The organism is Sphingomonas jeddahensis, from assembly GCF_001981525.1.
GTDB lineage: Bacteria > Pseudomonadota > Alphaproteobacteria > Sphingomonadales > Sphingomonadaceae > Sphingomonas > Sphingomonas jeddahensis.
In genome coordinates this window covers 1-26,716 of sequence record NZ_MPSB01000005.1, presented here as the reverse complement: position 1 = coordinate 26,716, position 26,716 = coordinate 1, and the positions used below count along the sequence as shown (strand labels likewise).

The 26,716-nt window shown below is 65.3% G+C and carries 23 protein-coding genes and 1 tRNA gene; 7 read left to right on the top strand and 17 right to left on the bottom strand.

Features of this window, described 5'->3' with window-relative positions; all coding sequences use genetic code 11:
- Positions 1-33: 33 nt before the first annotated feature.
- The 4 genes from SPHI_RS07035 to SPHI_RS07020 all read right to left on the bottom strand — a co-directional run bounded on the left by SPHI_RS07035 (position 34) and on the right by SPHI_RS07020 (position 4,740).
- Positions 34-1,482 (bottom strand): porin, encoded by a 1,449-nt coding sequence (locus SPHI_RS07035; protein WP_076744202.1) that lies wholly within the window; start codon positions 1,480-1,482, stop codon positions 34-36.
- Positions 1,483-1,650: 168 nt separating this feature from the next.
- Positions 1,651-2,466 (bottom strand): CpsD/CapB family tyrosine-protein kinase, encoded by an 816-nt coding sequence (locus SPHI_RS07030; protein WP_144036166.1) that lies wholly within the window; start codon positions 2,464-2,466, stop codon positions 1,651-1,653.
- A gap of 101 nt (positions 2,467-2,567) precedes the next feature.
- Positions 2,568-3,875, bottom strand: a complete 1,308-nt coding sequence (locus SPHI_RS07025) for a Wzz/FepE/Etk N-terminal domain-containing protein (RefSeq protein ID WP_158049645.1) — start codon at positions 3,873-3,875, stop codon at positions 2,568-2,570.
- 37 nt (positions 3,876-3,912) lie between these two features.
- Positions 3,913-4,740, bottom strand: a complete 828-nt coding sequence (locus SPHI_RS07020; RefSeq protein ID WP_158049643.1) for an SLBB domain-containing protein — start codon at positions 4,738-4,740, stop codon at positions 3,913-3,915.
- Between the two features lie 363 nt (positions 4,741-5,103).
- On the opposite strand from SPHI_RS07020, the gene SPHI_RS07015 reads away from it, so the two are divergent.
- Together SPHI_RS07015 and SPHI_RS07010 are read left to right on the top strand one after the other, a co-directional pair.
- Entirely contained in the window at positions 5,104-7,050 is a 1,947-nt protein-coding gene (locus SPHI_RS07015; RefSeq protein WP_076744199.1) for a right-handed parallel beta-helix repeat-containing protein, read from the top strand.
- 191 nt (positions 7,051-7,241) lie between these two features.
- Positions 7,242-7,799, top strand: coding sequence for a CHAP domain-containing protein (locus SPHI_RS07010; protein ID WP_076744198.1), 558 nt, complete (start codon positions 7,242-7,244; stop codon positions 7,797-7,799).
- 213 nt (positions 7,800-8,012) lie between these two features.
- On the opposite strand, the gene trmB is transcribed toward SPHI_RS07010, so the two are convergent.
- Positions 8,013-8,693 carry a tRNA (guanine(46)-N(7))-methyltransferase TrmB gene (gene trmB, locus SPHI_RS07005; RefSeq protein WP_076744197.1) on the bottom strand — a complete coding sequence of 227 codons (681 nt, stop codon included), beginning with the start codon at positions 8,691-8,693 and terminating at the stop codon, positions 8,013-8,015.
- A gap of 65 nt (positions 8,694-8,758) precedes the next feature.
- On the opposite strand from trmB, the gene SPHI_RS07000 reads away from it, so the two are divergent.
- The gene (locus SPHI_RS07000) at positions 8,759-9,403 is read left to right on the top strand and encodes a phosphatase PAP2 family protein (RefSeq protein ID WP_076744196.1); all 645 of its coding nucleotides are present in this window, start codon (positions 8,759-8,761) and stop codon (positions 9,401-9,403) included.
- 379 nt (positions 9,404-9,782) lie between these two features.
- Here SPHI_RS07000 and metK read toward each other — a convergent pair whose 3' ends face one another.
- Both metK and lnt read right to left on the bottom strand, forming a co-directional pair.
- A complete protein-coding gene (gene metK / locus SPHI_RS06995; RefSeq protein ID WP_076744195.1) occupies positions 9,783-10,991 on the bottom strand; it encodes a methionine adenosyltransferase in 1,209 nt (402 codons plus the stop codon).
- Between the two features lie 56 nt (positions 10,992-11,047).
- On the bottom strand, positions 11,048-12,622 hold the full coding sequence (gene lnt / locus SPHI_RS06990) for an apolipoprotein N-acyltransferase (protein WP_233130769.1): 1,575 nt from the start codon (positions 12,620-12,622) through the stop codon (positions 11,048-11,050).
- A gap of 122 nt (positions 12,623-12,744) precedes the next feature.
- Between lnt and SPHI_RS06985 the strand changes: the two genes are divergently transcribed.
- Positions 12,745-13,176: a VOC family protein gene (locus tag SPHI_RS06985; protein WP_076744372.1), complete on the top strand. Its 432-nt coding sequence runs from the start codon at positions 12,745-12,747 to the stop codon at positions 13,174-13,176.
- On the top strand, positions 13,173-13,475 hold the full coding sequence (locus tag SPHI_RS06980; protein ID WP_076744194.1) for a polyhydroxyalkanoic acid system family protein: 303 nt from the start codon (positions 13,173-13,175) through the stop codon (positions 13,473-13,475). Before SPHI_RS06985 ends, SPHI_RS06980 begins: the two co-directional genes overlap by 4 nt.
- Before the next feature lie 175 nt (positions 13,476-13,650).
- Here the strand turns inward: SPHI_RS06980 and SPHI_RS06975 are convergent, their stop codons facing one another.
- The 3 genes from SPHI_RS06975 to SPHI_RS06965 are packed head-to-tail and all read right to left on the bottom strand — an operon-like array spanning position 13,651 to position 16,566.
- The gene (locus tag SPHI_RS06975; RefSeq protein ID WP_076744193.1) at positions 13,651-14,664 is read right to left on the bottom strand and encodes an inorganic phosphate transporter; all 1,014 of its coding nucleotides are present in this window, start codon (positions 14,662-14,664) and stop codon (positions 13,651-13,653) included.
- 15 nt (positions 14,665-14,679) lie between these two features.
- The gene (locus SPHI_RS06970; RefSeq protein WP_076744371.1) at positions 14,680-15,330 is read right to left on the bottom strand and encodes a DUF47 domain-containing protein; all 651 of its coding nucleotides are present in this window, start codon (positions 15,328-15,330) and stop codon (positions 14,680-14,682) included.
- A 24-nt stretch (positions 15,331-15,354) separates the two neighbouring features.
- The gene (locus SPHI_RS06965; RefSeq protein WP_076744192.1) at positions 15,355-16,566 is read right to left on the bottom strand and encodes a penicillin-binding protein activator; all 1,212 of its coding nucleotides are present in this window, start codon (positions 16,564-16,566) and stop codon (positions 15,355-15,357) included.
- On the opposite strand from SPHI_RS06965, the gene rsmI reads away from it, so the two are divergent.
- Complete coding sequence (gene rsmI, locus SPHI_RS06960) at positions 16,565-17,410, top strand: 16S rRNA (cytidine(1402)-2'-O)-methyltransferase (RefSeq protein WP_076744191.1); 846 nt, start codon at positions 16,565-16,567, stop codon at positions 17,408-17,410. The two genes, SPHI_RS06965 and rsmI, sit on opposite strands and share 2 nt — an antisense overlap.
- Positions 17,411-17,481: 71 nt before the next feature.
- Here the strand turns inward: rsmI and SPHI_RS06955 are convergent, their stop codons facing one another.
- A complete protein-coding gene (locus SPHI_RS06955) occupies positions 17,482-17,883 on the bottom strand; it encodes a GFA family protein (protein WP_076744190.1) in 402 nt (133 codons plus the stop codon).
- 90 nt (positions 17,884-17,973) lie between these two features.
- Here SPHI_RS06955 and SPHI_RS06950 point away from each other — a divergent pair, with 90 nt between their 5' ends.
- Positions 17,974-20,277 carry an ATP-dependent helicase gene (locus SPHI_RS06950; RefSeq protein ID WP_076744189.1) on the top strand — a complete coding sequence of 768 codons (2,304 nt, stop codon included), beginning with the start codon at positions 17,974-17,976 and terminating at the stop codon, positions 20,275-20,277.
- Between the two features lie 195 nt (positions 20,278-20,472).
- Here the strand turns inward: SPHI_RS06950 and clpX are convergent, their stop codons facing one another.
- From clpX to SPHI_RS06920, 6 genes are all read right to left on the bottom strand, one after another.
- Positions 20,473-21,741: an ATP-dependent Clp protease ATP-binding subunit ClpX gene (gene clpX / locus SPHI_RS06945; protein ID WP_076744188.1), complete on the bottom strand. Its 1,269-nt coding sequence runs from the start codon at positions 21,739-21,741 to the stop codon at positions 20,473-20,475.
- A gap of 80 nt (positions 21,742-21,821) precedes the next feature.
- Complete coding sequence (locus SPHI_RS06940) at positions 21,822-22,508, bottom strand: ATP-dependent Clp protease proteolytic subunit (protein ID WP_076744187.1); 687 nt, start codon at positions 22,506-22,508, stop codon at positions 21,822-21,824.
- A gap of 72 nt (positions 22,509-22,580) precedes the next feature.
- A complete protein-coding gene (locus tag SPHI_RS06935) occupies positions 22,581-23,366 on the bottom strand; it encodes a MipA/OmpV family protein (protein WP_076744186.1) in 786 nt (261 codons plus the stop codon).
- Between the two features lie 42 nt (positions 23,367-23,408).
- Positions 23,409-24,341: a glycosyltransferase family 2 protein gene (locus SPHI_RS06930; RefSeq protein ID WP_076744185.1), complete on the bottom strand. Its 933-nt coding sequence runs from the start codon at positions 24,339-24,341 to the stop codon at positions 23,409-23,411.
- A gap of 357 nt (positions 24,342-24,698) precedes the next feature.
- Positions 24,699-26,363: a trigger factor gene (tig, locus tag SPHI_RS06925; protein WP_076744184.1), complete on the bottom strand. Its 1,665-nt coding sequence runs from the start codon at positions 26,361-26,363 to the stop codon at positions 24,699-24,701.
- Positions 26,364-26,423: 60 nt separating this feature from the next.
- A tRNA-Leu gene (locus SPHI_RS06920) sits at positions 26,424-26,508 on the bottom strand.
- Positions 26,509-26,716: the final 208 nt, after the last annotated feature.

Sequence of the window (26,716 nt, the reverse complement as noted above, 5' to 3'; positions counted from 1 at the left end):
GCTCGACCTCGGAGGCTCCAGCCAGCCAGAGCTTCAATAGCTCCATTGCAATTGCGTTCGGATCAGGTCGCCCTCGGCGCGGCCAAGCCGGCGCTCATCAGCTTCGCGGCGCTCCATCCGAGCATAAGCGAGCGTGAGTTCCAGCGCGTCCATGAACGGCCATTCCACACCAAGCTCCAGTTCGTCGGTTTCCAGTCGGGGAGCGTTGACCGCTCCCTTCCACCCGCCGCGATATCGTTGCCAGCGACCATAGGGCCGCAGCCGCCCAAGCGGGGTCTCGCCGGGATCATAGGTCAGCTGCACATACCCACCGCTCAGCGGTGCCTGCGCGATACGCTGGGCCACGGGGTCGAACTGAGGCCCCTGCCCCCAGACCCATTCGGCCTGAATGCCGAACGGCTGCGGATAAAGGATGGCATGCATGCCGAACCGCTCCTCACGATAACCGGTCCCGCTCACGCCGCCGCTGCGTAGCTCGGGCCGGAACCGATTGAGCATCGCCGATCCGCCGAGCTCCAGCACCTGGCCGCGAAACGCGCTGCCCAGGCCATCGAGCTCGAATGGCCAGGTGGCCATCGCCACCTTCATCAGGCCGCTGTTGCGTTCGACCCGGTTGATCCCTTGGCCGTTATAAAGCGCCAGGCCGAACGCGCCGTAATTGCCAAACAGCTTCTGACCACTGTCGGCAAGCCGATCCCAGACGCGCTGAACCTCCGGCGGCGTATAATAAGCGACCAGGCCAAGGTCGCGCTCGCCCGGCACGGCGCTGTTAATCGCATCGGACCGGTCGAGCGGGATCCGGTTCGACGAGGATTGCAGGTTCTCCCAACCGAGCGGCACCTTGGACTGGCCGAACCGGAGCCGGAAGCTCCGCTCCTTGTCGAGGAACAGATCGACATAAGCGTCGCGAAGCTGGCCGAAGCCCTGACGCGGCTCGCCGCTTGACTGATTGTTTACGGCGCTGGCGAAGTCGTGCTGAAGATAAAGCTCGATATTGTCGGTGACAGCGCCCTCGAGCACGAGGCGAACGCGGCGCAGCGAAAATCCCCCATTGTCGTTGACGGATGAATCATGAACCGATCGCAGGCGGGAGATGCCGGCCCCGGCGGTCGCATCGCCGTCCACCAAGGCATTGTAGCGTAGCTGCGTGTAGCCGCGGAGCTTGAGCCGTTCGAACCAGGGCTTAGGCGCCGGTGATTCGACATCGGCGGACGCGAGCGTGGCAGTAGGGGTGGGCTGGTCCGCGGGCGCGGCGGTGGTTTGAGCCACTGATGTCTCCGGCGGTGCGGGAGCCGTTGATGCCGTGCCGGCCGTCTCTGAAGCGGGTTGCGCGGCAAGCTGTCGTTCCTGCATCAAGGCCTTCACCTGCGCCTTCAGCTCGTCAATCTGGCGCTGGAGCTCGACCACGCTCTGCGCCTGGGCAGGCATGGCAAGCGATCCGAACATCGCAGCCACCATCACATTCAGGCGCTTCGCCGTCATAGCCGATCCCCTAGCCTTGCTGGGCTGCGCGAGTATGACAGTTTGGCGAAGCTTTGAAGAAAGAATGGTGTCAGAATTTCATCACGACAGCGAACAGGGGCTTAGCCACCCGCGCACTCGATCGGGTGACTGGCAGCCCGACCTTCGCACAGGCGATCCTTTGACTGGTCAGAAATCCGCAAGGAAGCTGCCAATCAGGCGTACGCGATCGCTCGACAGTTCGTCGATTGCAGTGCGCACACCTGACAGCAGCGTCACGTCACGGCGCGCGATGACGAGGCCGTAGCGCACGCTCATCGCAATATGGCGCGCATCGGTGCCGTCGCACAGCGCCGGCGTATCGACGATCGTGAACTCATAGGATCGCATGCAATCGTCGATGATCTGCTTGAACCATCGATTGGCGATCAGATCATGCGCCTTGGCGGGCGCGCCGCCGGCATAAAGGATCGACAGATTGGGGCGCACCTGACGCCGAACCTCGTCGATTCGGCGATCGGGGCCGGCGGCGAGCATCTGGGCGAGCCCGCCGGCCGGCGATGAAGGTCGGATGAAATCAAGCACGGCCGGGCGGTGCAAATTGGCATCGACCAACAAGGTGTTGATGCCGGCCTGCGCAAACGCCACCGCTAGGTTGACGGCAACGGTAGTGCATCCCGTCTCGCGATGCGGGGCGCACAAGGCGAGTCCGCGGCGCCCGTCTCGCACATGGCCGGCCATCAAGTGCGTCTGGAGCGAACGGTAGCTTGCCGCGGCGGCGTCCGCCGGGTCCGACAGGCAAGCGATCCGGCGCGAATAGACATAGTCGAACGCATCGCCGCGGCTGTCTGTTTCAGCCCTGGTCGCTACTGCCGCGCCGGGGAGGGCAGCTCCACAAGCAGGCGTGGAGCTTACGAGCCGGCTCGTTTCATCCGGTGGATTGAGGGTCGCCGACGCTTCCTCCACGATCGCCAAGTCCGCTTGTGGCCTCGCGTGCCCCGGCATGTTCTCCTGCTCGGGGACGCTCGCGATGTTAGCTCCGGCTGTCCGGGCATCCGAAGCCTCCACGGCGGCCGCGGGGAGACGCTCTTTCTCCACCGTTCCACTCATAGTGTCGCACCTCGCGCGGGGAGAAAGGGAAGCCAGCTGCGCGCCGCTCGCCGCGTACCCGCAACCGGTTCGAGCATGCCGATCAGCGGCAAGCCCTCGATCTGCAAATCCTCGGCGCCACGCACCCGGCGTGCGAGGATCTCCACCAGGACAGCGGCGATCGCGCCAACCACCGCGCCGCCGATCAGCCCGCCGAGCATCAGCAGCCAGCGTGATGGCGTAACCGGATCGAGCGGCGTGGCAGCGGCGCCCAGCTTGCCGAAGCCAGCGTCGGTCGATTGCGCCTGCAGTTCGAACTCGGCCGCACGCTGCATGGTTTTCGCGACCTGCTCGCGCAGCACGGTGATGTCGCCCGCCAATCGCCGGGCCTCGTCCACCAAGCCGCGCTGTGCCAGCACCTTGCGGGTCTGCACGCTGAACTCCGCGGCCTGCCCTCCGGCCGGCGCCGACGCGCGGGCGGCGGCGCGCGCGCTCGTCAGTTCGCGCCCCACCGCGGCGGCCAGCGCGGCGCGTTGCCGTTGCAGCGCGATGATCTCCGGGTGGTTCACCCCCATCGTCTGGCGAGCGGCGGCAAGCTGGGCATCGACCTGCGCCAGCTGTCCCGCCGAGGGCGCGGAAACGGGCGCGGCCGTCACCGCGGCGGGAGCGGCCGCGCTGCTCGCCAGCGCTTGCAGCTTGGACGACTCAGCATCCATGTTGTCGTCCTGAAGGACGATATTGTTGGCGCGCTCAAAGGCCGCCTTGCGCTGTTCGGCCTCGATCAGGCGCGTCTTCAGCACCGCGGCCTGGCGGCCGAACCATTCGGCATTCCGCGCGGCGTCGCGCCGCTTGCTATCGAGCGCTTCGGCGAGAAAAGCCTCGCGCACGGCGTCCGCGCCGCGGCGAGCGGTTTCCGGTACGGTGGCGCCATACACGATCTCAAGGATCGGGCTGTTGCGGATCAGCGTGGCATGCGTGTTGCGGGAGACGTCCGCCGCCAGCCATTCGCGAAAGCCGAGGCGGCTGCCGGCGCCTCGCGCTGCTTCGTATTTGGCGCGCAGGGCCGGTGATTGCGCCCAGCCGAACTGATCCGCCACGCGGCGCGTGACCCGCGGATCGCGGATCAGCTCCACCTGGGCGGCCAGAAAGGTTTCCAGTGTGCGCGCGGGCAGCGCCTGCCCCGTGACGGGGTCAGCCTTGAGCAGATCGACCACCACGCGCGAACGCGCCTCGTAACGCTTCGGGATCTGCTTGGAGGCAATCGCACCGGCGATCGCACCGATCAGCGCCAGCAGCGCAATCAACCAGGCGCGTACCTTGAGCATGCGGTAAATCTGCTTCGGACCCACCCGACCCTCCAGCTCAGAAGAAGCGTTCGCCGATGACAAGCACGTCATCGGGCCGAATCACATCGTCGAGACTGGCCTTGGCCTCCGTCCCCCCCCGCACCAGCTTCACCCTTTTGGCAGAGCCCAGTGCGGTCAACCCGCCGCCCCGCGCCAGCGCCATGCGCACCGTCATCTCTCCGCCGATCGGATAGCTGCCGGGCGCGTTGACCTGACCGTAGATGTAAAAGGCCGCTGCTGGTGCGACGAACACCTTGTCGCCCGATCCGACCTCCGGATCCTGCGCTGGCCCGGCAGTGGCGATGGTGCGCAATGATGCGGCGTGCGACGTGCCATCGGGGCGCGTCAGGGTGATCGAATCCGCCGCCTGGTTGCTGGCCCCGCCAGCCCGCGCAACGATCTCGGACAGGCGATAAGCGCGATCAATCGGCACCACACCGGGCTGGTTCACTTGCCCGAGCACCGTGACATAGCGGCTGGCGTAGCTTGCCACCGCAACGCTGACAGCCGGGTTTTCGAGATAACCGCCGCGGATCAGGCGGGATCGCAGGTCGTCGCGCAGATCAAGCACGGTGCGCCCGGCTGCCGGGACCGTGCCGACAAACGGCAGTTGCACGGTTCCGTCCTCCTGAATCTGCACTCGGGCGGTGAAGTCCGTCCGCCCGATCACGGCTGTCTCGATAACATCGCCATTACCAAGGGCGTAAGCTGCGCGCTGATCCGCCGGCGTCCCCTGGTCTTGGGGGATTGCAGGGGTCGGCGCGGTCTGGGCGAGCACCGACCCGCTCCCGACCAGCATCAAGGCCGCGATCGTCGCAGCCATCGGGTTCACAAGCGTGCGCATCCCAGCTTTGCCCCCTTCGCCACGACCGACCGGGATCTGCATATTCGCAAAGCGCAGAGTCAAACACGCGCTTCACCCGACCTGGTCATGGCCTGCTTCAGTTACGAGGACAGTCGTAACCTGACTTGTGCACACCTCAACCGCTTCGTTCCGTAGATTCGTCCATTTCGGACTAACTGTTTTCTAACCCCGATCATCCCGATGCTCTTGCCAGAATCAGGGCTATACTGACACAGATCATGCCACGAGTTCTTGTTTACCAGTTTGCGTAGTGCCTGCTTAACTTCCGCCAGCCATCAGCGCGCCGGAACAGAAGAGCACCAGAACCAGTCCCAGGGCGCTCAAGACGGGAACATCAAAAAAATGGCAATTATCAATGTGTCCACCGCGGCGGAGCTGATGGCGGCTGCCTTCCGCGCACGCGCAGGGGACACCATCGCGCTCGCCCCGGGCAGCTACGACAAGATCACATTGCGCGACATCACGTTCGAAGGCGGGGTGACGATTGCCTCCGCGGACCCCGGTCGCCCGGCGGAACTCACCGGATTGAAGGCCATAGCGGTTGAGAATATCACCTTCCGGGGGGTCGTTCTCGCCGACAAGGACGCCCGCACGCCTTATGACTTTGAGGTCAAGAATGCTGCAAACGTCACCTTCGACCAGATAACGGTCCGCGGGCAGGATGGTGACGGCGGCTATGCTTCCAACAGCTTCATGATCCGCTCCAGCCGCGATGTGGCGATCACCAATTCGGAGATCACGCACATGCGCTACGGCATCAACATGCTCGACAGCGTCGGCGTCACGGTGAAGGGCAATTACTTCCATGACATGCGCGCGGACGGCTTTCATGGCGGCGGGCTGTCAGACGTGCTGATCGCCGACAATTATTTCACCAACTTCAATCCGGCAAAAGGCGATCATCCCGACGCCATCCAGTTCTGGACCAGCAACCAGACGAGGAGCGCCGAGAACATCACCGTCACCGGCAATGTCATCCATCGCGGCGAAGGCGCAGCGATCCAGGGCATCTTCATGGGCGATGAAACCGATCGCTTGCCGTACAAGAATGTCACCATCGCGGACAATCTGGTCGTCGGGGGAATGTACAACGGCATTCATGTGGAGCGCGCGCATGGGTTGTCCGTCACCAACAACACCGTGGCCGGCTATCTCGATCAGCCGTCGTGGATCCGCATTGCGGCCCCGGGAAAAATCGAGGGCAACATTGCGCAGCTCTACATGATCAACGGCAAGACCGTTGCGGCGCCCAACGGCAATGCCACCACTCCGGCGATCTACGACCAGGGGCGCGCCTTTGTCGAAGATTGGCTGGCCGCCAATCCGGAATGGGTGAAGTTCGCCAAGCAATCACCGGTATTGTCCGATGCGGTCAACGATCTGATCGCACTTGCCGATCAGGCGCCGCCGCCGGTTCCGGTGACGACGATCACCGGGCACGACGGCGCCGATCGGCTGACCGCCGCCGCGATCGGCGACAGCATCCTGCTGGCCGGCCGCGGCAATGATCAGCTGACCGGCGGCAAGGGCCAGACGCGGATGGAGGGCGGCGCCGGCGACGACATCTATTTCGTCAATTCGGCGCATGACACTGTGATCGAACAGCGTGGGCAAGGCACGGACATCGTCTATGCCAGTATCGACTATACCCTGCCCGACCATGTCGAGACACTGCGTCTTGCCGGCAGCGACCTCACCGCAACGGGCAACGCGCTCAACAACCGGATGGTCGGCACTGCGGGGCGCGATCGGATCAGCGGCGGCGCCGGTGACGATTCCATCCAGGGAATGGATGGTAACGACACGCTGTACGGCGACGACGGGAATGACAATCTGAACGGAGGCGCGGGCGACGACCTGTTGTTCGGTGGTAGCGGCAAGGACGTGCTGATTGGCGCGGCAGGCCGCGACGAAATCTGGGGCGACGCTGGCAATGACACGATCGAGGGAGGTGCCGGCAACGATCGCATGGCGGGCGGTGACGGATCCGACCTGTTCCTGTTCCGCGGCGAGAGCATCGGCGACCGCGATGTCATCACCGATTTCTCGATGGCAGAGCGCGACAAGATCGGGCTGTCGCTGATCGACGCCGATGCGAACACCGCGCGTAATGATGCCTTTCGGTTCATCGGGACCGCGGCGTTCTCCGGCCACGCGGGGGAGCTCCGGGCCATTCATGGTGCAGATGGCATGCTCGTCAGCGCGGACGTCACGGGCGATGGCGTGGCGGATATCACCATCACTTTGACGGGGCTCGATTATCTGAACGCCGGCGCTTTCATCCTGTAACGTCGGCGCAAAAAAGGCGGTGCGCCGGTTCGCCGGGCACTGCCGCGCCCGGGCGTGATTCGCGCAACTTGTTCAGCAATCCGGCCGATCGTTACGCCTACGACCAATGGTTCACGAGAGCGGGGCAACCAAAGATTAACCGTGTTCCACAACTTCGCGGATAGCGTCCCGCTCTAGCTTTCCCCCTCGTGATGAAGCGCTTACCCCTCGCAATCGTCGCAGCGTTCGCCTGTGTTCTCGGCTCGCCCGCCGGGGCGCGAACGCTGCTCGACTATGTCGGCCAGTGCGTCCCGTTCGCGCGCGAGGCTTCCGGCATCCAGATCTATGGCGATGCCTGGACCTGGTGGGATCAGGCGGACGGCCGCTACTCGCGCGGCGAGCGCCCGCGAGTGGGCTCGGTCATCGCCTTTGCCAAACAGTCGCGCCTGCCGCTTGGCCATGTCGCGGTGGTGAGCCGGATCGTCGAGGATCGCGTACTGATGCTCACCCACGCCAATTGGTCGCGCCTTGATGGCCAACGCGGCCATGCCGAACAGGATGTCACCGTGTTCGACGTCAGCAAGGCGAACGACTGGAGCGAGGTAAAGGTCTGGTATCGTGATTCGAACGGCTTGGGCGGTACGATCTACAAGGTACACGGCTTCATCTACGCCCCCGGGCGCCCGCACGAAAACCTGACATCACGCAGCCCGGATTACGTCGGCGCGCTGATCGACGCTTATGTCCCGGGCGCTGGCAGCGTGCGCTAAGCACCCGCCAGGGGGACGAACGATGCCGCCCTCGCCCGCCGTCACTCTCCTCGATGCCGTCACCCTGAACTCGTTTCAGGGTCCACCCATCCACCCGCCAAGCCGTTGCCAATGGCACGGTGGATGGTGAAACAAGTTCAGCATGACGGCGGAAAGAATAACGCCAAACACGCGCAGATTACGCCGCCTATTACCGCATCCCACAGGACACAGTCATAGCCGCCGGTATCGAAAGTACCAGACCTCATGCCCCTGCCGACGGGCCTTGCGCTCGTAGCGCGTCTCGGGCCAGTCGGCGGGCCGCTCCAGGAAGTCCGCTGGCCGCTGCGCCAGCCACGCGAAGTCGGCGCGCTGGTTCATGATCATCATCGACCAATGGCAATAGGTCGGGTCGTCAGTGCCAAGCCGGAACTCGGCGCCCGGCTTCAGCTTGGTGGCGATCAGATCGAGCGGGCCGTGGTTCATCATCCGCCGCTTGGCATGGCGCGCCTTGCGCCAGGGATCGGGGTGAAGCAGGTACACCGTGTCGAGCGACTGATCCGGCAACCGCTCGACCACCTCCAGGGCGTCACCCATGTGGAGCCGCACATTGCCGAGCGCGCCATCGCGGATGTGGCCCAGCGCACCCACCACGCCGTTAAGGAACGGCTCGCAGCCGATAAAGCCGGTGTCCGGCATGGCGCTCGCTTGCCCGGCGAGATGCTCGCCAGCACCAAAGCCGATCTCCAGCCGAAGCGGGCGATCCTCGCCAAACAGCCGCATGGCATCAAGCGGGCCGTCCGCGGGCACGGCGACCTCTGGCAGCAATTCCTCGACAAGTGCCGCCTGCCCCTTGCGCAGCTTGTGGCCCTGGGCACGGCCATAAAGCCGGCGGATGGTAGCGGGATCGTTCATCCGGCGGCCCGATAGCGCCCCAGCGCGCGGGAGCAAAGCCGCCGCAGCATCGTTCAGCGCGAGCCATGGGAAAGAAAAAAGACAAGGCCAAGCGCGCCGCCAAGAAGGAGCATGCGTTGGTTGGCGACATCGCCCGTAGCGCCCGGCACAAGCCGGTCGCTCTCCTTGGCAAGGCCAGCGAGGTCGCGGATCAGCCGCCCTTGGTGGCGCTGTCGCTCGCTACCGTCGCAGTCGGCGTCGTACTTCGCCGCCGCGATATCGCGCGTACCGGCGCGCGCATGCTGCTGGCGCATGCGCTCGCGACCGCTGGCAAGACGGTGCTGAAGCGTGCGGTCGATCGCTCCCGGCCCGCACGGGCGCTCGCCGACGGCAAGCATGAGGCAAGCGCCGGGCGCGGCACGTCCGACACCGATTTCAATTCCTTTCCGTCCGGCCATACGGCAGGCGCGGTCAGCGTGGCTGAAGCGGTGGCGCATACCGCACCATTGCTTGCGATCCCGGCTCGCGGCAGCGCCGCAGCGGTGGCGGCGATCCAACTGCCCCGCGGTGCCCACTACCCCACCGATGTGGCAATGGGCGCAGCAATCGGCTGGCTGGCGGAGCGCGCCGCTGGCATGTTGGTGAATGCCGGCGAGCGGGCGATCGACCGGCGGCTGGCGAAGCGCGCCGACCCGGATGGACTGGCAGAGGCGCAAGCGCACCCCAGCTAGCGCCTGCTTTCCCGCCGGCTGCCCCCCTCACCCCGTTCGTATTGAGCTTGTCGACGTACGTGCCAAGACCATGCCCTTTGGGCTCGGAGCGAGCGGCGTGAATTGAACGAGAATAACGAAACCACTTGGCTTGCTGAGAGGGGCGCGCAATTCGCGCCGAACTCCGTCGTCTCCCGGACTTGATCCGGCATCCAAGGTCCCGCAAGCGCCACAGCTCAAAAGGTAGCAGCCGGTAGCCGCCTCCCCGCCGTCACCTCGGCCTTGTGCCGGGGTCCAGGCTTCCGCAAACTCAGCAACCGGCGATACGCGGCACCGGGGATGCCGGCACAAGGCCGGCATGACGAGGTGGATGGGGCGCGGATCACGCCACCCAAATCAATCAGGCCAGCGCGGCCTTCAGATCGTCCACCAGATCCAGCTTTTCCCACGGGAAGTAGTCGCCGTCCGCCGCGCGCCCGAAGTGCCCGTAAGCGGCGGAGCGCTCATAGATCGGCTTGTTCAGCCCCAGATGCGTGCGGATGCCACGCGGAGTCATGCCGCCCAGCTTCTCGATCCCGGCGATCGCCGCCTCGATCTTGTCGTCGCCCACCGTACCGGTGCCATGCGTATCGACATACAGCGACAGCGGCTTGGCGACGCCGATCGCATAAGCGAGCTGGATCGTGCACTTCTTCGCAAGGCCCGCGGCGACGATGTTCTTCGCCAGATAGCGGGTGATATAGGCTGCCGAGCGATCGACCTTGGTCGGGTCCTTGCCGCTGAATGCGCCGCCACCGTGCGGGGCCGCGCCGCCATAGGTGTCGACGATGATCTTGCGCCCCGTCAGGCCGGCGTCGCCGTCCGGCCCGCCGATCTCAAAGCTGCCGGTGGGGTTGATGTGATAGACGGTATCGGCGGACAGAAGCTCCGCCGGCAACACGTCGGCCACCACCTTCTTCACATAAGCGTGAAGCTCGGCTTCCTGCTCGCCCTGGTCATAGCCCTTGGCATGCTGCGTCGACACGACGATTGCGGTGCAGGCAACCGGCTTGCCGTTCTCGAAGCGCAGCGTCACCTGGCTCTTCGCGTCCGGCTCCAGGAACGGCGCGGTGCCGGCGTGGCGATCCTCGGCCATGCGCTGCAGAATGCGGTGGCTGTAATAAAGCGTCGCCGGCATCAGGTCCGGCGTGTCGTCGCAGGCGAAGCCGAACATGATGCCCTGGTCGCCGGCGCCTTCGTCCTTGTTGCCGCTGGCGTCCACGCCCTGCGCGATCTGCACCGACTGGCCGTGCAGGTTGTTCTCGAAACGGAAGGTCTGCCAGTGGAAGCCCTCCTGCTCGTAACCGATGCGCTTCACCGTGTTGCGCACGGTCGCTTCGATCTCTTCCTCGGCGCCCGACGCCCAGGCGCCGTTCTCGTATACGCCCTTGCAGCGGATCTCACCGGCAAGCACGACCAGCTGCGTGGTGGTCAGCGTCTCACATGCGATGCGCGCTTCCGGATCCTTCGACAGGAACAGATCGACGATTGCATCCGAAATCTGGTCCGCGACCTTGTCCGGATGACCTTCGGAGACCGACTCGCTGGTGAAAAGATAGGATTGGCGCATAATCACTCCGCCCGATTTCTGGTGAGATAAGGATATAAAGATAGCTTTATATGCCCCTATCGTCCGCGGCGGCGGAAGGCAATGGCCGCAGCGGCCAGCAGAACCGCGACGATCGCGGCCATCCAGTTCCCCACGCGCGAAAACAACGTCGGCGGCTTGGCGGCGGGCAGCGGCACCTCGATCGCACCGGCGGTCTCATGCGGCACGGTGGCGATCAGGCGGCCATCGGCGCCGATCACCGCCGAAATGCCGTTGGGGGTAGCGCGGATCACCGGCAGCCCCTCCTCGATCGCCCGCATCCGCGCCTGCGCCAGATGCTGCGGCGGGCCCCAGGCGCCGAACCACGCATCGTTGGACGGGTTGAACAAGACGCGGGGTCGCTTCGCGGGATCGATCACCTGGCCGGAGAAGATGATCTCGTAGCAAAGCTGGATACCGATATCGCCCATCCCGGGCACCTCGAGCGCCAATGGCCCAGGCCCTTCGGCGAAATCCATCGATCCCGGCACCAACCGATCGAGGCCCAGCGGCTTCAGCAGCCACGGCACCGGTAGATATTCGCCATAAGGCACCAAATGCGCCTTATCGTAGCGGCCCCGGATCTTCGCACGCGGATCCACCGCGAAAACCGAATTGGTCGCGGTCACCGCATTGCCGTTCTTGTCGAATTGCAGCGCCGTGCCGCCGGTCAGCAGCATGTCGCGCGGTCCCAGCAAGCGCGCCATCCGCCACCGGATCCAGAACGGATCGGCGGTGTAAGCATAGTCCGGATAGCCGTCCTCGAAGAAATCGCGCACGACACCCTCGGGCCACACGATCAGCCGCGGCGCCGCTCCTGGCTTACCCGACAGTTCGGACAGCTTGGCGAGCATCATCTCGCCATCGCTCTCCCCGCGCGCGTCCTGCGGCACGTTGGGCTGGACGACCCGTATGCGGGGCGCGTCGGTACGCACCGGCGTCTGGTCCGCGCGATAACTGAACCATTGCGCGCCGATCAGGCCCGCCAACACCAACGCCACGCCCCCGACCGCCACCGGCACGCCCCGCACCAGCAGCAACAGGCCCGCCAACAGCACGGTGAGGCCCGACAAGGCATAGGTTCCCACCCATGCCGCGATGCCCGCCACGGGCTGTACCGGCACCCAGATCACGCTCAGCGAATCCCAGGCGTAGCCTGTGAACATCACGCTGCGCAGCCACTCCGTAACGATCCACGCCGCTGCGAAGGCGAGCACATAACTCAGGTCCGCCTTGTTGCCCCGTACTCGCCACGCGGCACCCGCCGCGATCGCCGGATAGACTGCCAGATACAATGCCAGCGCGACCGGCGCCGCATAGCCGAGCACCGGCGGCATCTTGTCTTGAAAATCAAAAGCGTGCTGGAACCAATTGTTGTTGATCGTGAAGTGCCCGACACCGAACACCCACCCGCGCCACAGCGCCGCCTTCAGCGTCGGCGCGCGATGCACCAGCCGCATCCAGGCCGCGAAGCAGCCGACCGTCAGCCACCACAGCTGAAGCGGCGCAAATCCGCACGCTGCAATGGCGCCGAGAAGCAGCGCGCTTAAAAGCGGCCGACGGCCGAAAACCGATTGGAACGACACCTTCAACCTCATCGTCACCCCGGCCATGTCCCGGGGTCCAGCGGCCCGCAAAGGCAGACCGGGCCGCTCTTGCGGCACGCTGGATGCCGGGACAAGCCTGGCATGACGGAAATGGTGACGTCGCATGCCGGACGGTGTATCAGCCATCCATGACACTTCGCCCCTTCCATCTCGCCTTTCCCGTGCACGATCTTGCCTCGGCCCGCGCCTTCTACGGCGAGGTGCTCGGCTGCCGCGAAGGGCGCTCCAGCGATCGCTGGATCGACTTCGATCTCGCCGGCCACCAGATCGTCGCACACCTCGACGAGAACGCTCGCCCTGCCGGTACCAGCAACCCGGTGGACGGCCATGACGTGCCTGTCCCGCATTTCGGCGTGGTGCTGACCATGCCCGATTGGGAGGCACTGGCAGCACGGGTCGAGGCGGCCGGCGTCACCTTCGGCATTGCCCCACACATCCGCTTCAAGGGTCAGCCGGGCGAGCAGGCCACGATGTTTTTTCGAGATCCGTCCGGCAACGCCCTGGAGTTCAAGGCGTTCGCCGACGACGCGCAACTGTTCGCCACGGAGTTCACGGCATGACCGCCCCGATCGAAGTCGACATCCCGCACAAGCTGGGAACGGCGCAAGCCAAGGAGCGGATCGGCGGCAGCTTCGGCAAGCTGGCCGATTTCGTACCCGGCGGCGCGGTGACGGAGCACCGCTGGCAGGGCGACACGCTGCACTTCACGGTGGAGGGCCTGGGTCAGCGCGTCGCGGTCCACCTCGATGTCCACGACACCAACGTCCACGCCACGTTCGAGCTGCCGGCCTTTCTCGCGATGTTCTCCGACAAGATCCGCGACAAGCTGCAGCGCGAGGCACCGAAGCTGCTGGAGTGAGTTAGCCTCTTCTTCCCGTTCGTACTGAGCCTGTCGAAGTACGTGCCAAGCAGGACAAGCGCCTGTGGCACGCCCTTCGACAGGCTCAGGGCGAACGGGGGAAGGAACCGTCAAACTGCTGCGGCAGCGGGCAGTCCATATATCCTCTCCGGTCAGGGGGAGGACCCACATAGCGTTAGAACAACAAGGTCAGCGCGTAGAAAGCCGCGCCTACCGCAGCCGAGCAGGGAATGGTGATGATCCACGCGATCACCACACTACTCGCGGTACCCCAGCGGACCGCGGAGGTTCGCCGCGCCACGCCCGCGCCGATGATCGATCCGGTAATCGTATGCGTGGTCGATACCGGAATGCCCATCGCCGAGGCGGTGAACAGCACGATCGAACCGCCGGTCGAGGCCGCAAACCCCTGGTGCTGCGACAGCTTGGTGATCCGCGAGCCCATCGTCTCGATGATCTTCCACCCGCCCGACAGCGTGCCGAGGCCGATCGCGATATAGCAACTGATCGCCACCCAATGCGGCACCTCGAACTCGCCCGACAGATAGCCGGTCGAATAGAGCAGCACGGTGATGATCCCCATCGTCTTCTGTGCATCGTTCAGGCCATGGCTGAGCGAATAGGCCGCAGACGAGACGAGGTGCATCGTGCGGAAACTCTTCTCCGCCTGCCGCGCCGTCGACTTGCGCAGCGCCCAGCTGCTCGCCAGCATCACCAGCAACGACAGGATCATGCCCAAGGTAGGCGACACGACGATCGCCACCATCGTCTTGGTCAGCCCGCCGACCTGGATGCTGTTGATGCTGGCATGGGCGACGCCGGCGCCGACCAACCCGCCGACGAGCGCGTGGCTCGACGAGGAGGGGATACCCTTCTGCCAGGTGACGACGTTCCAGAACATCGCCCCGCCCAGCGCGCCGAAGATCACCGCGGGCGTGACAACCTCTTGATCGATCAGGCCCTTGCCGATCGTTTCCGCCACCGCGTGTAAGCTGGGGAAGGCAAGTGTCACGAAATACGCGGCAAAGTTGAAGAAGGCGGCGAACGCCACCGCCTGCACCGGCGACAGCAGCCGGGTCGCCACCACCGTGGCGATCGAATTGGCCGCATCGTGCAGCCCGTTGAGAAAATCGAACGCCAGCGCGACGATGATCAGGCCGACGAGCAGCGGAAAGGCGAGCTCATGCATGGCGGTCCGTATCGCTCAGGAGTGATCGATGACGATGCCGTCGATCTCGTTCGCCACGTCCTCGAACGCGTCGGAGATCTTTTCGAGATGCTTGTAGATCTCGCGGTCGACGACGAAGCGCATTGGATCACCGCCTTCATGATGATGCTTCTCGAACAGCCGCTTCAGCCCTTGCTCGTGCAAGCCGTCGACCTCGCCTTCCAAGCGAACGAGCCGTTCGGTCAGCGCGTGGAGCCGCGCCCCGTTCCGCGCCACGTCGCGCAGCAGCGGCATTGCCTCGGCAGAAACCCGCGCGGCATCCAGCATCAGCTTGGACATTTCGTGCATGTCGGGCGCGAAACTGCGAATTTCATAGAGGCTCACCGCAGTCACGGCCGCGTCCATCGCATCGATGGCATCGTCCATGCGATTGATCAGGTCGGTGATCGCGCTGCGATCGAACGGCGTCAGGAAGGTAACCCGCACCGTTTGCAGCACGGTGCGGGTGATATCGTCCGCCTGATGCTCCAAGTCCTTCATTTCGGCAATCAGTGCGTCGGGATTGGCCGCGCCAGCGAAGAGCCGGTTCACCGTCTCCGCTGCGCGCAGCGTCACGGCGGCATGCGCCTCGAACAGCTCAAAGAAATTGCCGCGCTTCGGGAGGAGGCGCTGGAACCAGGCGAACATCATGCAATCCTTATGATTAAACCGTTATCGCCCGAAACTTGCCGGAGCGGGCGACACGACGGCGGAGGTACCGCCGCGGATTTCCTGAACTTCCAGCGCGCGCTCGGCAACGCCATCGCGGCCGAAGCGGAACGCGCCGTCGATGCCGGCATAGCCCTCGCCCGAACGCAGCCGCGCTTCGGGGAATGGCGCCCCGGCCCGCCAATCGCGTGCGATACGTGCGGTCAGCAGCACGGCATCATAGCCAAGGCTGGAAAGGCGGTACGGCGCCGCGCCGAAGCGCGCGCGATACTTGGCGGCATATTGCCGGTACAAGGTGTTGGAAACACTGGCATACCATGCGCCATTCAGCGCCGGACGCGCGGCAATGCCGTTGTCGGTGTTCCACAATTCGGTGCCGATGATACGAGTGTTCGGGCTGGCGCGGCGCAGCAGCGGCACCGCGGTGGCAGCGGTGGCGCCCGAATCGGCAATCAGCACGCCATCGAACGGCGCATCCTTTGTCATCCGTGTCACGGCGGCGCCGATGCCGCCGGGGGTGCGATCATAGGTCTGAAGCGCCACGACCCGCCCACCGGCAGATTCCACCGCCCGCAGGAAGCTGGTGGAGGCCCGCGTACCGTACAGCGCATTAGGGACGAGGCCGCCGAAATTGGTGACACCGCGGCTGCGCGCGTAAGCGACGACGCGCTCGATCGATTGCGACGGGGTGTAACCCATCAGGTAAACGCCATTGCCCGCAACGCTGGTGTCGTTGGAGAAGGCAAGCACCGGCACGCCCGCGCGCCGCGCGATCGGCGTAACCGCGCGCACGTCTTCGGACAGAAGCGGGCCGAGAATCAGCTGTGCGCCATCCGCCACCGCGCGCTGTGCCGCGGCGGCGGCGCCAAGCGCGGTGTCATAATTGGTGATACGCACTTGTTCGTTGCGCGTATCGAGCAATGCGAGCTGAGTCGCATTGGCAAGGCTCTTGCCGACGCCAGCGTTGGATCCCGACAAAGGCACCAGCAACGCGACGCGATTGCGCGCGGCGTCGCGCGGAATGCCCGCCTGAACGCCGGTGTCTGGCCGCTGCACCGGCGGTGGTGCCTGGGTTGGGCGCGGCGGCGCTGGACCGCGCGGCACAACGGTGGAGCAAGCGGAAACGAGCAGCGCCGCGACGGCGACAAAACCCCGGGCGACGGATCTACGCGCGATCTCATTCGCCCGTTGCGGTACGGTTGCGGCCTCTGCCATGACACCCCTCGTGGAAAAGCTAAGCCCCGGCCTGTACATCGTCGCCACCCCGATCGGCAATCTCGGGGACTTGTCTCCACGTGCCGCCGACATCCTGTCGCGCGCCGACCTAGTCGCGGCAGAAGACACTCGTGTTACAGCCGTGTTGCTGCGTCATATCGGGACAAAGCGGCCGATGACGCCTTATCACGATCACAACGCCGATCACGTCCGCCCCCAGTTGATCGCGCGAATGGCGACGGAGGCAGTAGCCCTGGTGTCCGATGCGGGGACGCCGCTGATCTCTGACCCCGGCTATAAACTGGTGCGCGACGCCCGCGCGGCGGGGCACGCCGTGGTGACGATCCCGGGCCCCTGCGCTGCCGTGGCCGCGCTGACGCTTGCCGGCCTGCCGACCGATCGTTTCCTGTTCGCGGGCTTTCTGCCGTCCAAGGCAAAGGCGCGTGCTGAGACGATTGCGGAACTGGGCGCGATCCGCGCCACGCTCATCCTCTACGAAAGCGGCCCGCGTCTGGGGGCGACGTTGGCAGCACTTGCGGACCAACTCGGCGATCGCGAAGCGGCAGTGACTCGCGAAATCACCAAGAAGTTCGAGGAAGCGGTTACCGGCACACTGCCGGTCCTCGCCGCCCGCTATGCGGATGCACCGCCCAGGGGCGAGATCGTGATCGTCGTCGCTCCCCCGGGCGACGCGCCGCCGGCGAGCGAGGAAGACGGTGACGCTGCGCTGGCCGAGGCGCTGACCCGCCTGCCCGCCGCCAAGGCGGCCGGGGAAGTGGCGAAGCGGCTCGGCCTCGACCGAAAGGCGCTCTATGCGCGCGCGTTGGAGATGAAGCAGAACTGAGCGGCGGCCCCTCTCGCCCGTTCCGGCACTGCCGTCTTCCCGGCTCTGAGCCAGGATGACGACGACCTAGATTACTCCATTCCCGGATACATCTGGAATTCCGGAAGATCGCCTATCCCCTTTGCCCAGTTCAGCCGGTCCTTGACCATGATCTGTGCGCCGGGCGGCTGGCTTTCGGGATCATCGAGCGTGCCGGACTGTATGTCGATGATGCCGGGCAGGAACTCAGGGTTGCGGTAGAACAACCCCGTCCCGCAGGCACCGCAAAACTCACGCGTGCCATGTGCGGACGAGTGATAGGCGTTCGTGTCACCGGACACCGTGACCCGATCGGCCTGCCACGCGATCCAGCCGACCATCGGCGCGCCAGACCAGCGACGGCAATCCTCGCAATGGCATACCGCATGATGTTCGGGCGCCCCCTCCGCCGACCAGCTGACCGAACCGCAGTGACACTTGCCCGTGATGCTCATCGACTCTCTCCCGCCAATTGCCCGCGCAGGGCGTTTCGCCTTTGTTCTCATGGATTGCGCCGGTACGCAAGCGGCCCTACCTGACCTAGCGTGACCGATACCCAGCTTGCCGAGCCCCCGTATCTCAAGGGCCTGAACGAACCGCAGCGCGATGCGGTGTTAACGACCGATGGCCCCGTTCTCGTCCTCGCCGGCGCGGGCACGGGCAAGACGGCGGCGCTGACCGCGCGGCTCGCGCACCTGCTCTACACGCGCCGCGCCTATCCCAGCGAGATCCTGTCGGTCACCTTCACCAACAAGGCGGCGCGCGAGATGCGCGAGCGCGTCGGCCGTCTGGTCGGCGATGCGGTGGAAGGCATGCCGTGGCTCGGCACCTTTCACGCGATCGGCGCCAAGATGCTGCGTCGTCACGCCGAGCTGGTCGGGCTGCAGAACAATTTCACCATCCTCGACACCGACGACCAGCTACGCTTGCTCAAGCAGCTGATCGTCGCGGCGGACATCGATGAAAAGCGCTTTCCCGCGCGCAGCCTCGCCGGGTTGATCGACGAATGGAAGAACAAGGGCCTAACCCCGCGCGAGATCGATGCCGGCGAGAGCGAGCGCTTCGCCAACGGGCGCGGCGGCGAGTTGTACGAACAGTACCAGGCGCGCCTCAAGGCGGTGAACGCCTGCGACTTCGGCGACTTGCTGCTCCACGTCCTCACCATCCTGAAGAGCAATCGGGAGGTGCTGGAGCAATATCAGCAGCGCTTCCGCTACATCATGGTGGACGAATATCAGGACACCAATTCGGTCCAATACCTCTGGCTGCGGCTGCTGGCGCAGGAGCGGCGGAACATCTGCTGCGTGGGTGACGACGACCAGTCGATCTATTCCTGGCGCGGCGCGCAGGTCGAGAATATTCTCAAGTTCGAGAAGGATTTCCCCGGCGCGAAGGTGATCCGGCTGGAACAGAATTACCGCTCCACGCCGCACATTCTCGGCGCGGCGGGCGGGGTGATCGGCAACAATTCGGGCCGGCTCGGCAAGACATTGTGGACCGAACTCGACGTCGGCGAGAAGGTCCGCGTGATCGGCGTGTGGGACGGGCCGGAGGAAGCACGCCGCGTCGGTGACGAGATCGAAAGCTGCCAGCGGGCGGGCAAGAGCCTCGACGATTGCGCTATTCTCGTCCGCGCGCAGCACCAGACGCGCGAGTTCGAAGACCGCTTCATCGCGATCGGCATGCCATACCGGATCGTGGGCGGCTTCCGCTTCTACGAGCGACAGGAAATCCGCGACGCCCTGGCGTATTTGCGCATCGTCAACCAGCCGGCCGACGACCTCGCCTTTGAGCGGATCGTCAACACGCCCAAGCGCGGGCTGGGCGACAAGGCCATCGCCAAGCTGCACATGCTCGCGCGCGCCGAAGGCTTGCCGCTGAGCCTCGCCGCCGCGCGCATCCTCGACACCGACGAGCTGACCCCGCAAGCGCGCCGCGCGCTGGGCAATTTCGTCGGCGACATCGCCCGCTGGCGCGACATGGCGCGCGACCTCGCCCATCCCGAACTCGCGCGGCAGATCCTCGATGAATCAGGCTACACCGGCATGTGGCAGGCGGAGAAGTCGACCGAGGCCGCCGGCCGCCTGGAGAACCTTTCCGAACTCGTCCGCGCGATGGAGGAATATGAGAACCTCGGCGCGTTCCTCGAACACGTCAGCCTCGTCATGGACAACGAGGGCACGCGCGAGGACCCCAAGGTGACAATCATGACGATCCACGCCGCCAAGGGGCTGGAGTTCGACACCGTGTTCCTCGCCGGCTGGGAGGAAGGCATCTTCCCCTCGCAACGTGCGCTTGACGAGGGCGGCACCCGCAGCCTGGAGGAGGAACGCCGTCTCGCTTACGTCGCGATCACGCGCGCGCGGCGCAAAGCGGTGATCCTCCACGCCGCCAACCGCCGCATCTATGGCCAATGGACCTCGTCCATCCCCTCGCGCTTCGTCGCCGAACTGCCGGCCGATCACGTCGACAGCGAAACCACCATGTCCGGCGGCGAGAGCCTGTGGCGGGCCAATTGGTCCGAACGCGCCGATCCGTTTGCCGATGTCGGCCGCGGCACCGGCCGCGGGCCGGGCTGGCAGCGCGCCGCGGGCACGTTGGACGCCAAGCCCGGCGGCGGGTGGCAGAGCCGCACCTTTAATCGCGAGCCGACCCGCGTGGTGGAAAGCCGCGCACCCGCGGTCAGCCTCGGCAACAAAGGCCGCACCGACCTGTCGCTCGGCCAGCGCGTGTTCCACCAGAAGTTCGGCTACGGGACGATTGAGGAGATCGAAGGCAACAAGCTGGAGATCGAATTCGAAAAGGCCGGCCGCAAGCGCGTGATGGACAGCTTCGTCACCTTGCCGTGATGTTGCCGTAGATCACCGCGCGTCAGTTGTTCTCCCTCTCGCCCATTTGGGTAGAGGGACAGGAGAGTGCCGATCACAAGCGTCTCGCACGCAAGCAAAAAAAGAGGCGGCCATTTGGCCGCCTCTATCGATTCCTGCGATCACTCAGCCGGATGGATGCACATCGTGCGAGCCTCCCACCCGACCGAGGATACGTCACGCAGCGCCGGCGCCGCTCTTCTTCTTCTCGGCATAGACGCGGATCGGCTCCTTGCGGCCGTCGACCACGTCCTTGTCGATCATCACCTCGTCGACCGAATCCATGCCCGGCAGGTCGAACATCGTGTCGAGCAGGATGCCCTCGAGGATCGAGCGAAGGCCGCGCGCGCCGGTCTTGCGATCGATCGCCTTCTTCGCGACCGTCACCAGCGCGTCGTCGGTGAAGCCCAGCTTCACCTCCTCCATGTCGAACAGCTTCTGGTATTGCTTGACCAGCGCGTTCTTGGGCTCGCTCAGGATCTTCACCAGCGCCGGGATGTCAAGATCCTCGAGCGTCGCGATCACCGGCAGGCGGCCGACGAACTCGGGGATCAGGCCGAACTTGAGCAGATCCTCCGGCTCGGTCGAACGCAGCACCTCACCGGTGCGGCGCTCCTCCGGCGACGCGACATAAGCGCCGAAGCCGATCGACTTGCCCTGCAGGCGGTCGCCGATGATCTTCTCGAGGCCGCTGAATGCACCACCGCAGATGAACAGGATGTTGGTCGTGTCGACCTGCAGGAACTCCTGCTGCGGGTGCTTGCGCCCGCCCTGCGGCGGAACGGAAGCAGTGGTGCCTTCCATCAGCTTGAGCAGCGCCTGCTGCACGCCCTCGCCCGACACGTCGCGCGTGATCGACGGGTTCTCGGCCTTGCGGCTGATCTTGTCGATTTCGTCGATGTACACGATGCCCCGCTGCGCCCGCTCGACGTTATAGTCGGACGCCTGGAGCAGCTTGAGGATGATGTTCTCGACATCCTCGCCGACATAGCCGGCCTCGGTCAGCGTCGTCGCATCCGCCATGGTGAACGGCACGTCAAGAATGCGCGCCAACGTCTGCGCCAGCAGCGTCTTGCCGCAGCCGGTCGGCCCGACGAGGAGGATGTTCGACTTGGCGAGCTCGACGTCCGCGCCCTTGGCGCCGTGGTTAAGCCGCTTGTAGTGGTTGTGCACCGCGACCGAGAGCACGCGCTTGGCCTGCTTCTGACCAATGACGTAATCGTCGAGGACGTCGCAGATCTCCTGCGGAGTCGGCACGCCGCCGTCCTTCTTGGACACGAGCGCCGACTTGGTCTCCTCGCGGATGATGTCATTGCACAGCTCGACACACTCGTCGCAGATGAACACGGTCGGGCCGGCGATGAGCTTGCGGACCTCGTGCTGCGACTTGCCGCAGAAGGAGCAGTAAAGCGTGCTCTTCGAGTCACCGCCGCTTAGCTTGGTCATTCAATCACATCCTTTGCGCAGCGGGGCATGGTAACCCCGCCGCTCTCGATCCGGCAATGCCGGAAAAAGGCTAACGGAAATCAGGCCGCCGCCGCATCTTCGGCCGGTGCCGGCCGCTTGTCGAACACCTCGTCGATCAGGCCGAATTCCTTGGCCTCATCGCTGCTGAGGAACTTGTCGCGATCCATCGCCTTCTCGATCACCTCGATCGGCTGGCCGGTGTACTTGGCGTACAGCTCGTTCATGCGATGCCGGATACGCAGAATTTCCTTGGCCTGGATCTCGATGTCGCTGGCCATGCCCTGCGCGCCACCGGACGGCTGGTGAATCATGATGCGCGCATTGGTCAGCGCCACGCGCATCCCAGGCTCGCCCGCCGAGAGGAGGAAGCTGCCCATCGAGGCGGCCTGGCCGATGCACACCGTGCCGACGCGCGGGCGGATGTAGTGCATCGTGTCATGGATCGCCATGCCCGCCGTGACGACACCGCCCGGCGAGTTGATGTACATGAAGATGTCCTTTTTCGGGTTCTCCGATTCCAGGAACAGCAGCTGCGCGGTGATCAGGCTGGCCATGCCATCCTCGACCCCGCCGGTGACGAAGATGATCCGTTCGCGCAGCAGGCGGCTGAAGATGTCGAACGAACGCTCACCGCGGTTCGACTGTTCAATGACGATCGGAACCAGCCCGGCCTGCGTCTGCTGCATGCCGACACCGGCACGCGCCAGGGCCCCTGCGAAGTCGCCGGTCTCGAACGGATTGTGCATGAAAAACTCTCTCTTATGCCCTGTAGGGCACCTATGTCGCGCGCGGACGGCGGGACTTCAAGTCCCGCCGGTTCAGTCCCGAACGCCGAATGTGTAGGTCAGCGACAGGCCGCCCGACCATTGATCGCGCGCTCCATAGCGGCGCACCACAGGCGAGTCGGCGGCGTCATCAACCAGCCGGTCATACTTTCCATAGGCATAGACACCCCAGCGCGGCGTGAATTGCATGAGATAACCGGCATTCGCCCCCACCGCCTGAACGCCACCGGAAGGACGGAAGGCGGGCAGCCCGGACGTCGCCACCGACTCGACCGGCACCCCGAAATAGGCACGCTGATACTTGCCGTTGGAATAGGTGACGCGCGGCCCGATCGAGAACAGCCATTCGTCGCGGTCGCGGGCGACATAATCCAGCGCGGCCATGCCAATCAGGCCCTTGTGGCCGCCAATGCCCTGTCGCAGCTCGACCCGCGCCCGGACGGGGGCAGCGAACTGATATTGCGCGAACCCCCCCGCCTCTACGGTGAAGCCCACGCTGGGCACGCCGCGCACATCACGGGTGCGGCGCGCCCCTTCAAAGCCGATTGCCGGACCAAAGGAGAAGCCGCTGGCGTTGAGGAGCGGCAAACCCGCGCTCTCATCCGCCGCCTCGAACCGAAACGGTTCATTACCGCGCGCGCGGCTGAAATCGAGGAACGGCCGTACGACGACACCTTTCGCCCCCGGATAGCGCGGCACGAATTGCGGCCCAGCCGCGACTCGCGTGCGCCGTGGTTCGTCCTGCGCGGCAGCCCCCGTCGCCCAAGCCGAACCAAGGACAAGAAAGGCCGCAGTCCGGCCGGAGAGCGAAGTCGCCATATGTCTCAGCCTAGGTCAGTTGGTCAGGTGTGGCCAGCGCGATCAGCAAGCCACCGGTGCATGGTGCGCCAGATACGCCAACCGGCGCACCTCGCGCCGGCCGCGCACAACGGTATCGAGGATCAGCCCGGCGAAACCTGACAAAGCTGCCAGGATAGTCAGCCCGGTCACTAGGATGGCAGTGGGAAAGCGCGGCACCAGCCCGGTCTCGGCGTAGGTGACCGCCAGCGGGATCGCGAGCACGATCGCCAGCGCCAGCAGCGCCGCGCCGATCGCGCCGAAGAACCACAAGGGCCGTTCAATGCGATACAGCGTCACAATCGTACCGAGGATCCGCCAGCCGTCGCGATAAGTGCTCAGTTTCGACACCGATCCTTCGGGCCGCGCGAAATAGGGCGTTTCCACCTCGCCGACCGGCATCTTGAGTTCGAGTGCATGGACCGAAATCTCCGTCTCGATCTCGAAGCCGACTGAGAGCACCGGAAAGCTCTTCACGAACCGGCGCGAGAACACCCGATAACCGCTGAGAATATCGGTGAAACTGCGCCCGAACAATTGCGCCAGCATGCCGGTGAGCATGGCATTGCCCAACCGATGCCCGCGCCGATATGCCGCCGCCGCCTCCCCGACCCGGCAGCCGACCACCATGTCGAGCTGCTCGTCGAGCATGCGCTGCACCAGCGCGGGGGCCGATGCCGCGTCATAGGTCGCGTCGCCATCGGCCATGACATAGACGTCGGCATCCACGTCGGCGAACATCCGGCGCACCACCGCGCCCTTGCCCTGGATCCGCTCGGTACGCACGATGGCGCCGGCCGCGCGCGCCACCTCGACCGTGCCGTCACCCGAATTATTGTCGTAAACGTAAATGGTCGCACCGGGCAGCGCGGCGCGGAACCCGGCCACGGTCTGCGCAATCGCCGCCTCCTCATTGTAGCACGGCAGCAGGACGGCGATCACTGGTTCGTTGGTCACTGGTTTCCACACATCCGTTCGGGCCGAGCCTGTCGAAGCTCTGCCCCAGCCTTGGAAGAAAGTGCAGCCCTCCGACAAGCTCAGGGCGAACAGGTGTGAGGTAACTCGCCAGTCCTTAAGATCAGGAACTGCCCACCCAGAAACACGTCACCCCGGGCTTGGTCCGGGTCCCGCTTCTCCCTCGGCGGTGCGAAGGCAGCGGGACCCCGGCGCAAGGCCGGGGTGACGGATCATGTAAGCTGGCCGCCACTATCCCGTTCGGGCTGAGCCTCTCGAAGCCCTGTCCTTCCTCTCGAAGAAAGGGTGGCCCTTCGGCAAGCTCAGGGCGAACGGGATTGCGATGATCCGGAGTCGAAATCAGCCCTCGGTCTTGGGCGCTGCCTTCTTGGCCGATGCCTTCTTGGCCGGCTTGGCCTCCGCCTCGCCTTCGACGGCAGCCTCGTCGGCCCCAGCGGCCTTCTTCTTCGCCGCCGGCTTCTTCGCCGGAGCTTCAGCTTCCTCGCCGCCCTCGGCCGGAGCCTCAGCCGCCTTCTTCTTGGCGGCCGGCTTCTTCGCCGGCTTCACCTCAGCGTCGCCCTCTTCAGCGGCCGTTTCGTCAGCCGGCGAGTCGTCGGCTTTCTTCGTGGCCACCTTCTTCTGCTTGGGCTTGTGGTTGTCGTGATCGTGGTGGTGCGTGCCGGTCGCGAAACCGTCCTCGCTCTCGATCGCGGCTTCCAGTTCCTCGCGGGTGGTCTCGCGCTCGGTCACTTCGGCCTTGTCGAACAGGAAGTCGACAACCTTGTCCTCGTACAGCGGCGCGCGCAGCTGGGCAGCCGCCATCGGCTCCTGCTGGATGTACTGGATGAAGCGCTGCTGGTCCTCGCCGCGATACTGCTGCGCGGCCTGCGCGATCAGGCGGTTCATCTCCTGCTGCGTCACTTCGACGCCGTTCGCCTGGCCGATCTCGCTCAGCAGCAGGCCGAGGCGGACGCGGCGCTCGGCGATCTTGCGGTAATCGTCGCGCTCCTTCTCCATTTCCTCCATGGCGGCGGCTGGATCGGGCTCGTGGGTCGCTTCATGCTCCAGCTGCTGCCAGATCTGCGCGAACTCCGCCTCCACCATCGACGGCGGCACTTCGAAATCGTGGCCGGCGGCGAGCTGGTCGAGCAGCTTGCGCTTCATGTGCGTGCGGGTGAGATTGTTGAGCTCGCTCTCGACCTGGCCGCGAACCAGGCCGCGCAGCTGCTCGAGGCTCTCGAGACCAAGGTTCTTGGCCAGGTCCTCGTCGATCTTGGCTTCGCCAGCCGTCTTCACCGACTTGACGGTGAGGTCGAAGGTCGCGTCCTGCCCGGCCAGTTCCTTGGCCTGATATTCCTCCGGGAAGGTGACCTTGATCTGACGCTCGTCACCGGCCTTCACGCCGACAGTCTGCTCCTCGAAGCCTGGGATCAGGCGACCGGCGCCCAGCTCGACGGCCATGTCGGTGCCGGTGCCGCCCTCGAAGGCGACGCCGTCCATCGTCTTGCCGACGAAATCGACGGTGACCATGTCGCCCATCTTGGCTTGGTAGCCTTCCTCGGTGTCGTCCCACTTCTTGGTCTGATCGGCGAACTTCTGCAGCTGCTCGTCAATCACCTCGTCGGCGGCGGGCACGACCAGCTTCTCGAGCTTGAGCGAGTCGATCGCCGGCGCCGGCACCTGGGGCAGCACTTCCAGTTCGACCTTCAGCTCGGCGTCCTTGCCGGGCTCATAGCCGTCGGTCAGCGCCACGGAGGGCTGGATCGCGGGGCGCAACTGCTGCTCGGCGATCAGCGCCTGGATGCCTTCCTGGATCGAGGTGTTGAGCGCGTCCTGCATCAGCGCCGGGCCGTGCATCTTGCGCACGATGTTGGCGGGCACCTTGCCGGGGCGGAAGCCGGGCATGCGCACCTGCGGGGCAACCCGCTTCAGCTCCGCATCGACGCGGCTCTCGATCTCGGCCGCCGGGATGGTCAGCGTGTAGGCGCGCTTCAGGCCCTCGTTCAACGTCTCGACAGTCTGCATCTTCGTGCCTTCAAAGAATTTTGTGGATGGTGCCTATCCGCGGGCACGCCGCGGATAAACTGGTGCGGGCGAAGGGACTCGAACCCCCACATCTTGCGATACTGGAACCTAAATCCAGCGCGTCTACCAGTTCCGCCACGCCCGCATTAAGGCACCGTCGGTCGCGGGCCTCTATACCGCGCGCGAACGATCGGCAAGCGGCGCGAGCAACCCGCGGCAACGATCGCGCGTTGATCGGGCGAAGAGGACCTAAGACCATGGCCACCACGCCCCCGCCCGAAACGCCCGTTCAGCCGACCCAGCCGGCCCAGCCCACAGCGCCCCCGCCCGAGGTGACGCCCCCTGCGCCCGAC

Excerpts from the sequence above, each read along its gene's own strand:
- SPHI_RS06985 (WP_076744372.1), top strand. The coding sequence starts at position 12,745 with ATGACACTTCGCCCCTTCCATCTCGCCTTTCCCGTGCACGATCTTGCC.
- SPHI_RS07020 (WP_158049643.1), bottom strand. The coding sequence starts at position 4,740 with ATGCGCACGCTTGTGAACCCGATGGCTGCGACGATCGCGGCCTTGATG.
- trmB (WP_076744197.1), bottom strand. The coding sequence starts at position 8,693 with ATGAACGATCCCGCTACCATCCGCCGGCTTTATGGCCGTGCCCAGGGC.
- clpX (WP_076744188.1), bottom strand. The coding sequence starts at position 21,741 with ATGACCAAGCTAAGCGGCGGTGACTCGAAGAGCACGCTTTACTGCTCC.
- lnt (WP_233130769.1), bottom strand. The coding sequence starts at position 12,622 with ATGGCCGGGGTGACGATGAGGTTGAAGGTGTCGTTCCAATCGGTTTTC.
- rsmI (WP_076744191.1), top strand. The coding sequence starts at position 16,565 with ATGACACCCCTCGTGGAAAAGCTAAGCCCCGGCCTGTACATCGTCGCC.
- SPHI_RS06940 (WP_076744187.1), bottom strand. The coding sequence starts at position 22,508 with ATGCACAATCCGTTCGAGACCGGCGACTTCGCAGGGGCCCTGGCGCGT.
- SPHI_RS07025 (WP_158049645.1), bottom strand. The coding sequence starts at position 3,875 with ATGCTCAAGGTACGCGCCTGGTTGATTGCGCTGCTGGCGCTGATCGGT.
- SPHI_RS06935 (WP_076744186.1), bottom strand. The coding sequence starts at position 23,366 with ATGGCGACTTCGCTCTCCGGCCGGACTGCGGCCTTTCTTGTCCTTGGT.
- SPHI_RS07035 (WP_076744202.1), bottom strand. The coding sequence starts at position 1,482 with ATGACGGCGAAGCGCCTGAATGTGATGGTGGCTGCGATGTTCGGATCG.
- SPHI_RS07030 (WP_144036166.1), bottom strand. The coding sequence starts at position 2,466 with ATGCCGGGGCACGCGAGGCCACAAGCGGACTTGGCGATCGTGGAGGAA.
- SPHI_RS06980 (WP_076744194.1), top strand. The coding sequence starts at position 13,173 with ATGACCGCCCCGATCGAAGTCGACATCCCGCACAAGCTGGGAACGGCG.
- SPHI_RS06955 (WP_076744190.1), bottom strand. The coding sequence starts at position 17,883 with ATGAGCATCACGGGCAAGTGTCACTGCGGTTCGGTCAGCTGGTCGGCG.
- SPHI_RS07000 (WP_076744196.1), top strand. The coding sequence starts at position 8,759 with ATGGGAAAGAAAAAAGACAAGGCCAAGCGCGCCGCCAAGAAGGAGCAT.
- SPHI_RS06965 (WP_076744192.1), bottom strand. The coding sequence starts at position 16,566 with ATGGCAGAGGCCGCAACCGTACCGCAACGGGCGAATGAGATCGCGCGT.
- SPHI_RS06970 (WP_076744371.1), bottom strand. The coding sequence starts at position 15,330 with ATGTTCGCCTGGTTCCAGCGCCTCCTCCCGAAGCGCGGCAATTTCTTT.
- tig (WP_076744184.1), bottom strand. The coding sequence starts at position 26,363 with ATGCAGACTGTCGAGACGTTGAACGAGGGCCTGAAGCGCGCCTACACG.
- metK (WP_076744195.1), bottom strand. The coding sequence starts at position 10,991 with ATGCGCCAATCCTATCTTTTCACCAGCGAGTCGGTCTCCGAAGGTCAT.
- SPHI_RS07015 (WP_076744199.1), top strand. The coding sequence starts at position 5,104 with ATGGCAATTATCAATGTGTCCACCGCGGCGGAGCTGATGGCGGCTGCC.
- SPHI_RS06975 (WP_076744193.1), bottom strand. The coding sequence starts at position 14,664 with ATGCATGAGCTCGCCTTTCCGCTGCTCGTCGGCCTGATCATCGTCGCG.
- SPHI_RS07010 (WP_076744198.1), top strand. The coding sequence starts at position 7,242 with ATGAAGCGCTTACCCCTCGCAATCGTCGCAGCGTTCGCCTGTGTTCTC.